Source organism: Tahibacter sp., assembly GCF_032229445.1.
Taxonomy (GTDB): Bacteria; Pseudomonadota; Gammaproteobacteria; order Xanthomonadales; family Rhodanobacteraceae; genus Tahibacter.
Genome location: NZ_JAVTWC010000079.1, coordinates 43,717 through 51,188, shown reverse-complemented (window position 1 = coordinate 51,188; position 7,472 = coordinate 43,717). Strand labels below are relative to the sequence as shown.

Below are 7,472 nucleotides of genomic sequence, written 5' to 3'. Positions count from 1 at the left end.
TCGAGAACATGGGCGCGCAGATGGTCAAGGAAGTCGCTTCCAAGACCTCCGATGTCGCCGGCGACGGCACCACCACCGCGACCGTGCTGGCCCAGGCGCTGATCCGCGAAGGCATGAAGGCCGTTGCCGCCGGCATGAACCCGATGGATCTCAAGCGCGGCATCGACAAGGCCGTCACGGCCGCCGTCGTCGAGCTGAAGTCGCTGTCCAAGCCGACCACTGACGACAAGGCGATCGCCCAGGTCGGTACGATCTCGGCCAACTCCGACTCCAACATCGGCGACATCATCGCCGAAGCGATGAAGAAGGTCGGCAAGGAAGGCGTGATCACGGTCGAGGAAGGCTCGGGCCTCGAGAACGAACTCGACGTCGTCGAGGGCATGCAGTTCGACCGCGGCTACCTCTCGCCGTACTTCATCAACAACCAGCAGTCGATGCAGGCTGAGCTGGAAGACCCGTACATCCTGCTGCACGACAAGAAGATCTCCAACGTGCGCGAGCTGCTGCCCGTGCTCGAAGGCGTCGCGAAGTCCGGCAAGCCGCTGCTGATCGTCGCCGAGGAAGTCGAAGGCGAAGCGCTGGCGACCCTCGTGGTCAACACCATCCGCGGCATCGTCAAGGTCTGCGCCGTCAAGGCGCCGGGTTTCGGCGACCGTCGCAAGGCGATGCTGGAAGACATGGCCGTCCTGACCGGCGGCACCGTGATCTCCGAAGAAGTCGGCCTGCAGCTCGAAAAGGCCACGATCAAGGATCTCGGCCGCGCCAAGAAGATCGTCATCTCGAAGGAAAACTCGACCATCATCGACGGTGCCGGCGACGCTGACGCGATCCAGTCGCGCATCAAGCAGATCAAGGCGCAGATCGAGGAAACCAGCTCCGACTACGACCGCGAGAAGCTGCAGGAACGCGTAGCCAAGCTCGCCGGCGGCGTTGCGGTGATCAAGGTCGGCGCCTCGACCGAAATCGAAATGAAGGAAAAGAAGGCCCGTGTCGAAGACGCCCTGCACTCCACGCGCGCTGCGGTGGAAGAAGGCGTGGTCCCGGGCGGCGGCGTTGCGCTGATCCGCGCGCTGCAGGCCATCGGTGCGGTCAAGGGTGAAAACGAAGACCAGAACCACGGCATCAACATCGCCAAGCGCGCGATGGAAGCGCCGCTGCGCGAAATCGTCGCGAACTGCGGCGAAGAGCCGTCGGTCGTGCTGAACCGCGTCAAGGAAGGCACGGGCAACTTCGGCTACAACGCCGCCAACGGCGAATACGGCGACATGATCGCGTTCGGCATCCTGGACCCGACCAAGGTCACGCGTTCGGCGCTGCAGAACGCCGCGTCGATCGCCGGCCTCATGATCACGACCGAAGCCATGGTCGCTGAAGCGCCGAAGAAAGACGCGCCGGCCGGCGGCGGTCATGACCACGGCGGTGGCGGCATGGGTGGCATGGGCGGTATGGATTTCTGATCGCCCGCGACACCGCAGCCAGCGATCCGCCGCGCGCCGCGCGGCGGATCCGCGATACTCGAAAGCCTCGCAGCGATGCGGGGCTTTTTTGTTTTCCGGGGAAATTTTCCGGAAAAGAGAACTTCGTCATCTCGTTCTTCCACGCCGACAAAGAGGCTTTGCGTTCAAGAATTGAACGGACCTCAATTCATCGCACAGGTTGAATTCCGCCAATTCATCGTATAGGTTGAATTCCGCTAATTCGTCGTGTAAGTTGAATTCGATTAATTCATCGCATAACTTGAATCGAAAGATTCACCGTGCGGAATGAATCTGGCGGTTCATGATGCCCCTATCCGAATCTGCGGCGGATTCTGCGAGAAATTCGCGCCTCGTTCTCCGGGAGATCGATTGCATGCGAGACGAAGCCATACGTATTCCGGCGCAGCTCGGTTCCTTGCTGCGCTCCGAAAGACTCAGCAAGAAACTGACCCAGGCGCAGGTCGGCGCACAGTTGGGCATCAGCGTCCAGGCGCTGTCGAAACTGGAGCGGGATGCCAGCCGAGTTTCCTTCGAGCGAATCCATCAGCTGTGCCAGGTGCTAGGTATGGAAATGTTCCTGCGCAGCCGTACATCGCCGAACTCGTCCGAGGGCGGCTGGTAGCCATGACAACGCGGCGTGCAGCGGCGTTGGACATCTGGATGAACGGCTTGTTTGTCGGCCAATGGCGGCGCAGCTCCGGCGGACAGGACGTGCTCGTCTATGCACCCGAATGGATGGCGGACGAGCAGGGGCGCCCGTTGTCCCTGTCCTTGCCCTTCGGCGGCGGCGCAGCATTGCGCGGCGCGACAGTAGCCGCCTATTTCGACAATCTGATTCCCGACAACGAGCAGATCCTGCGCCGCCTGCAGGAGCGCCACCGGCTCCGCTCGACGAGAGCCTTCGATCTGCTGGCCGAGCTCGGGAGAGATTGCGCCGGCGCTGTTCAGCTTCTGCCTCAAGGCGAGAGGCCGGACGAACACCGTCGAATCGAAGCCGAAACGCTGACTGAAGCCCAGGTCGCGGCGCTGCTGCGCAATACCGTACGTGCCGACCGGTTGGGCTTCGAGAGCGAGGACGCGTTTCGGTTGTCGATCGCCGGTGCGCAGGAAAAGACCGCGTTGCTGTGGCACCGCAAGCGCTGGTGCCGGCCACGAGGAGCGACGCCGAGCACGCACATCTTCAAATTGCCACTCGGGCTGGTGGCCAATGTCCAGGCCGACATGCGAGATTCGGCCGAGCTGGAGTGGCTGAGCCTTGAGATCCTGCGCGAGTTCGGTCTGCCTGTTGCGCAGGCGCAGATCGGTCGATTCGAGAACCAAAAAACCCTGATCGTCGAGCGCTTTGATCGCCGTCTCGCGCCGGACCGGAAATGGTGGATGCGGATTCCGCAGGAAGACTTCTGCCAGGTCGCCGGTTTACCGCCGACGCGGAAATACGAAGCAGAAGGCGGCCCGGGCACGGCCCGCATCATGCAGATACTGCGCAGTTCGGAATCCGCGCAGCAGGACCGCAGGACGTTTTTTTCGGCGCAGTTTCTGTTCTGGCTGATGGCGGCGACGGATGGGCACGCAAAGAACTTCAGCCTGACGATAGGGCCGCGGGGGCGTTACCGGATGACGCCGCTCTATGACGTCATTTCGGTACATCCAATCACCGGCCGCAGAAACTATCAGCTGGATCCGCGCCGCTTGAAGCTGGCCATGGCCGTCGAGGGAGCCAATCGCCACTACCGACTTCACGACATCCATCGCTGGCATTGGGTCGACATGGGCCGGCGGCTGGGCCTGCCGGAGGCAGCCGAACTCATTGGTGTCCTTGCCGAGCGCACACCAGCCGTTCTCGAGGCCGTCGGCGCAAGGCTTCCGGATGATTTTCCGCTGTACCTCTACGACGCCGTGTGCAAGGGCATGCTGGATTTCCGCCGCCGTTTCCTCGCCGAGCCGGAGCGGTGCGGCTGAAGGCGCCGCGCAGCACGTTCGCTATGACGAAGCTCCCCGCGGCTTCTGCCTCTGTGTCGCTCGCGGAGAACATGACCGGGTGCTTGCCTCAGGTCCAGTCCGCATTCTTGCCCAACTTCGCCACGCCAACTTACCACCGTTGCCCCGCCCTTAGTCGACATTGCCATGAACGACCCAAACATAGTTCCCTTCGATTTCGACTCTTTTGTTGACCACTGCGTGCAGTTCGCGCTTGGCAGCAAGGACCTGAGCGAGTACCAGGCCCGCTATCTGCGTGTGGAGGAGCATCTGTTCCCACCACCGCCGCAGGGCAATCTGCGCGACGACGATTCGCTGCGCCGACGGATCGGTCTGGCCATGGCGCGTGCCGTGTGGTGCGCGCTGCCGCTGCCGGCGCTGGACTACGCGTGTCCGAAAGCGCCGTCGCCGGAGCGCAATAGTCCTTGCTACTGCGGGTCGGGACGCAAGTTCAAGCAGTGTTGCGAGCCGATCATGCGCAACGTCCCGCTGAAGGATGTGGATCTGTTGCCGCGGGTTCTCGCCGTTGTTCCACGCAGGACCTGGAAGACGCTGCCCGGTAGCCGCGTCGACATTGATCGAATCGCGCATACCGCCGATGAGTGTCGCCGTATCGGTGACGACAAGGCGGCGCTGACGCTCCTGGAGCCGTGGTTCGCCAGCGACGACAGCTTCGTGGCTCGCCGCGAGCCGCTCTTCGACATGCTGGTAGATCTGTATTTCGATCTCGACAAGCCACGAAAGAAAAAACAGCTGCTCGATCGTGCGGCTCGCTTCGGCGACGCAACGCTGCGCTCCGGCGCACTGCAGCGGCTTGCGTCGATGGCGACCGACAGGGGAAATTTCGTGCTCGCCTGGGACCTGTTCGGGCAGGCGCGGAAGATCGACCCGAACGCGATTTCGCTGTCCCACCTGGAAGTGACCATGCTGTTCAGCGAAGGCCGCGACGATGATGCGAAACGTTGCGCGGGTCTGTGGATCCAGCGCCTGACGCGTCTTCGCGATCCGCAGCTGCAGCCGCTGATCGCGTACCTGCGTGACCTGCAGCGAGACGGTATCCGAATGCTGGAAGAACTCGATGAAGAGACCTTCCGGCAGAGGCTCGCCGCCGAGTAGCGGCCGACGCCCGTGTCGACGGCTCCGCGGTCCGACGCGTGCGACGATCCGGGGCGCCACTTCACGCGGACGCCGGTCTGCGTCTATTCCGAAGCCGTTTCCGCTGGCAGCAGCCTGCAATCGAGCGGCTTGCGCAGCGCTGCGCGTGCGTCGGTCAGCCAGGCGCGCTGCAGGTCAGGCAGTGTTTCCGTGAGCTCCAGCGCGGCAGCGGCATCGCGCTGCGACGACGCGCAATCGGTAGCCACGTTGGCCAACGCAAGCCACAGCTGCGCGTCGAGCAGCCGCACATCGTGCCTCGGCAACTGCTGCTTCTGTGCCTCGGCGATCGCGCGCTGCAGGCGCTGCCGTGCCTTGCCGGTTTCCTTGCGCGCGAGATCCACGCGCGCCAGTGCCACATGCGCCGGCAGCAACAGCGGATTGAACGCATACGGATCGTCGACGAGCAGCGCTTCGGCAGTGTCGCGCGGCTGGTTCGTACACGCTGCGTCGGCGTCGGGTTGCTGCGTGCAGGCCAGCGCGAGCAGGGCGAGTCCATGGCGGCGCAGGTAGCGCGGATAGCCTTGACCGAGGCGTTCGACGCCGCGCGCGAGCAGCGTCGCGGCTGCGGCGGTTTCGCCGCGATGCAGTTTCAGATCGCCGAGGGCGATGTCGGTACGGCCTTTCCAATTGGCCGGTGCGTCGGCGGCGAATAATGCGGACGACTCAGTCAGTGCGGCCTCGGCTTGGTCGATGGACCCGGCCAGCAACAGCTGCTGGCCCTGCAGGCGCAACGCGCGCGCGACGCCGTTGCCGGGCACGAGTTCGGCTTGGCGCGCGAGTTCGACCGCGTGCGCGCAGCGTGCGCCTGCCGCGTCCGAGCCGATGGCGATTTCCACCGTGCACGCCTGCTGCGCGATCTGCACATGTGCAGCGCGCGGCTTGCCGCCCAGGCCGTCGAACACCTGCATCGCGTCGCGCAGATGTTGTTGCGCGGGCACGAGATCGCCGGCCATGAGTTCGCTGGCGCCCTGGCCGGCCAGCGTGCCGGCGCTGCGGCCCGACTGCGCACCGGCCAGCGCGACGCGCGCGGCATAGACGCGGCGGTAGGCCTCCGCCGCTTCGCGGAACTGGCCGGCCCCTTCCAGCGCGAACGCGAGGTTGGCGTAGCCGCCGAGGCCTGATTCGCTGTTCTCGCCATACAGCGCGATGCGCGTGGCCAGCGCCGTGCGTTCGTGCGCCAGCGCGAGGGCGGGGTCGCCGTTGTCGTTGGCCACCGCGGCGAGGCCGTCGTGGAGCCGTATCCACGAGTCGTTGCGCGCGCCGCTTTCCTCCAGGCGCTGCTCGGCCTCGTGCAACACGGATGCGGCGCGCGTGTAGTCCGATGCACGCAGCAGCGCGAGTCCACGACTGACCGCGGCTTCCTGCGCCAGCGGATGCAGGCGGCCGAGTTCGGCGTCGGCGAGTTCGCCCGCGCGCTGGGTCAGGCGCTGCATCTCGCCGCGCTCGTTGAGGTAGTCGTAGACGCGCGAGAACAGCAGCAGCAGATCCACCTTCTCGGCTGCGCCGAGCGTGGGTGTCTCGTCGATGCGCGCGACGCCCTTGCCCACGAGTTCGGTCAGGCTGGGCTGGCGCCCCTCGGCGATGCCGTCGCGCAGTGGCGCGAACAGGCCTTCGACGAAGGCACTGACGCTGTTCGCGCGGCGCGCTTCCTGGCGCGCGAGCCTGGCTTGCCACAGTGCCACGCTCAGCGCTGCGATCAGCGTCGCGACGAAGGCGCAGGCGGCGAACACGCCAAGGCGATGGCGCGCGATGAACTTGCGCGCGCGGTAGCGCCGCGACGGCGCGCGCGCGGCGATCGGCTCGTTGCGCAGGAAGCGCTCGAGGTCTTCGGCGAAATGGCGTGCCGAGGCATAGCGCCGCTGCGCGTCGGTGGCCAGTGCAGTGCGCAGCACGGTGATCAGGTCCGCATCGAGCGCGCGCCAGCGCCCGCGCACGCCGTCTGCTTCGACAGTGTCGCGCGGCAGTCCCGCGTCGGCGTCCAGGCGCACACCGAGCAGCAGTTCCGAGGCGATCACGCCGAGCGCATACACGTCGATCGCCGTGGTGACGGCGCCGCGGCGGAACTGCTCGGGCGCGGCATAGGCCGGCGTCAGCGCGATGTGCTGGGTCTGCGTGTCGCCGTCCTCGGTATCCCCCAGCAGCTTGGCGATACCGAAATCCAGCACCTTGATCTGGCCATCCGCTGTGACCAGCACGTTCGACGGCTTGAGATCCCGATGCACGATCAGCAGGCGGTGCGCCGCGTCGACGGCGTGGCCGAGCTGCGCGAGCAGACGCAGGCGTGCGGGCAGGTCCAGCGCGCGCTGCTGGGCGTAGTCGGTCAGGCTCGCGCCTTCGACCAGCTCCATCGCGATATAGGGGATGCCAGCCTCGCTGATGCCCGCATCGATGAGATGCGCGACGTTCGGATGCGCGAGCTGGCCGAGGATCGCCTGCTCGCGGCGGAAGCGGCGCTGCGCATCCGAGGAAAACAATCCTGTGCGCAGCAGTTTCAGTGCCGCTGGCTGCAGCGCGCCGCCGACCTGGCGCTCGGCCCGGAACACGACGGACGAGCCGCCCTGGCCCAGCACTGACAGCAAGCGGAAGCCGCCGATGCTGCCACCGAGCAGTTCGCTCGTGTCGCCGGGCGGCGGCTGCAGCTCGTCGGCCCAGACCTGGGCCGGATGCGCGAACACGTCGCCGCTGCGCGCGTCGGCCGCGAGCATGGATTCGATCAGTTGCCGGGTCTGCTCGCCGATGCCGTGCGCGCTCAGGAATACGTCACGCGCGATGGCGTCGAGTTCGGCACAGCGTTCGAACAGCTCGCGCAGCTGCGAGGCATTGGTCGTGGTCTTGCTGGCGTCCTGTGGCTTCATGCAAGCA

General features: G+C 65.7%; 5 protein-coding genes. 4 read left to right on the top strand and 1 reads right to left on the bottom strand.

All coding sequences use genetic code 11. The annotated features are described in order from the left end of the window. The 4 genes from groL to RUU78_RS14025 all read left to right on the top strand — a co-directional run. Positions 1 to 1,457 (top strand): chaperonin GroEL (gene groL, locus RUU78_RS14040; protein ID WP_313917622.1); only part of this gene is annotated, 1,457 nt, incomplete at its 5' end. 394 nt (positions 1,458 to 1,851) lie between these two features. Then, positions 1,852 to 2,100 carry a helix-turn-helix transcriptional regulator gene (locus tag RUU78_RS14035; RefSeq protein WP_313917620.1) on the top strand — a complete coding sequence of 83 codons (249 nt, stop codon included), beginning with the start codon at positions 1,852 to 1,854 and terminating at the stop codon, positions 2,098 to 2,100. Between the two features lie 38 nt (positions 2,101 to 2,138). Continuing rightward, positions 2,139 to 3,437: a type II toxin-antitoxin system HipA family toxin gene (locus tag RUU78_RS14030; protein ID WP_313917618.1), complete on the top strand. Its 1,299-nt coding sequence runs from the start codon at positions 2,139 to 2,141 to the stop codon at positions 3,435 to 3,437. 165 nt (positions 3,438 to 3,602) lie between these two features. Next, positions 3,603 to 4,571, top strand: coding sequence for an SEC-C metal-binding domain-containing protein (locus RUU78_RS14025; protein ID WP_313917616.1), 969 nt, complete (start codon positions 3,603 to 3,605; stop codon positions 4,569 to 4,571). 83 nt (positions 4,572 to 4,654) lie between these two features. Here RUU78_RS14025 and RUU78_RS14020 read toward each other — a convergent pair whose 3' ends face one another. After that, positions 4,655 to 7,465 carry a serine/threonine-protein kinase gene (locus tag RUU78_RS14020; RefSeq protein ID WP_313917614.1) on the bottom strand — a complete coding sequence of 937 codons (2,811 nt, stop codon included), beginning with the start codon at positions 7,463 to 7,465 and terminating at the stop codon, positions 4,655 to 4,657. Between the last annotated feature and the right edge of the window lie 7 nt (positions 7,466 to 7,472).

Bases quoted from the DNA above. Each gene is read 5' to 3' on its own strand.
- RUU78_RS14035 (WP_313917620.1), top strand. From the start codon at position 1,852: ATGCGAGACGAAGCCATACGTATTCCGGCGCAGCTCGGTTCCTTGCTG.
- RUU78_RS14030 (WP_313917618.1), top strand. From the start codon at position 2,139: ATGAACGGCTTGTTTGTCGGCCAATGGCGGCGCAGCTCCGGCGGACAG.
- RUU78_RS14025 (WP_313917616.1), top strand. From the start codon at position 3,603: ATGAACGACCCAAACATAGTTCCCTTCGATTTCGACTCTTTTGTTGAC.
- RUU78_RS14020 (WP_313917614.1), bottom strand. From the start codon at position 7,465: ATGAAGCCACAGGACGCCAGCAAGACCACGACCAATGCCTCGCAGCTG.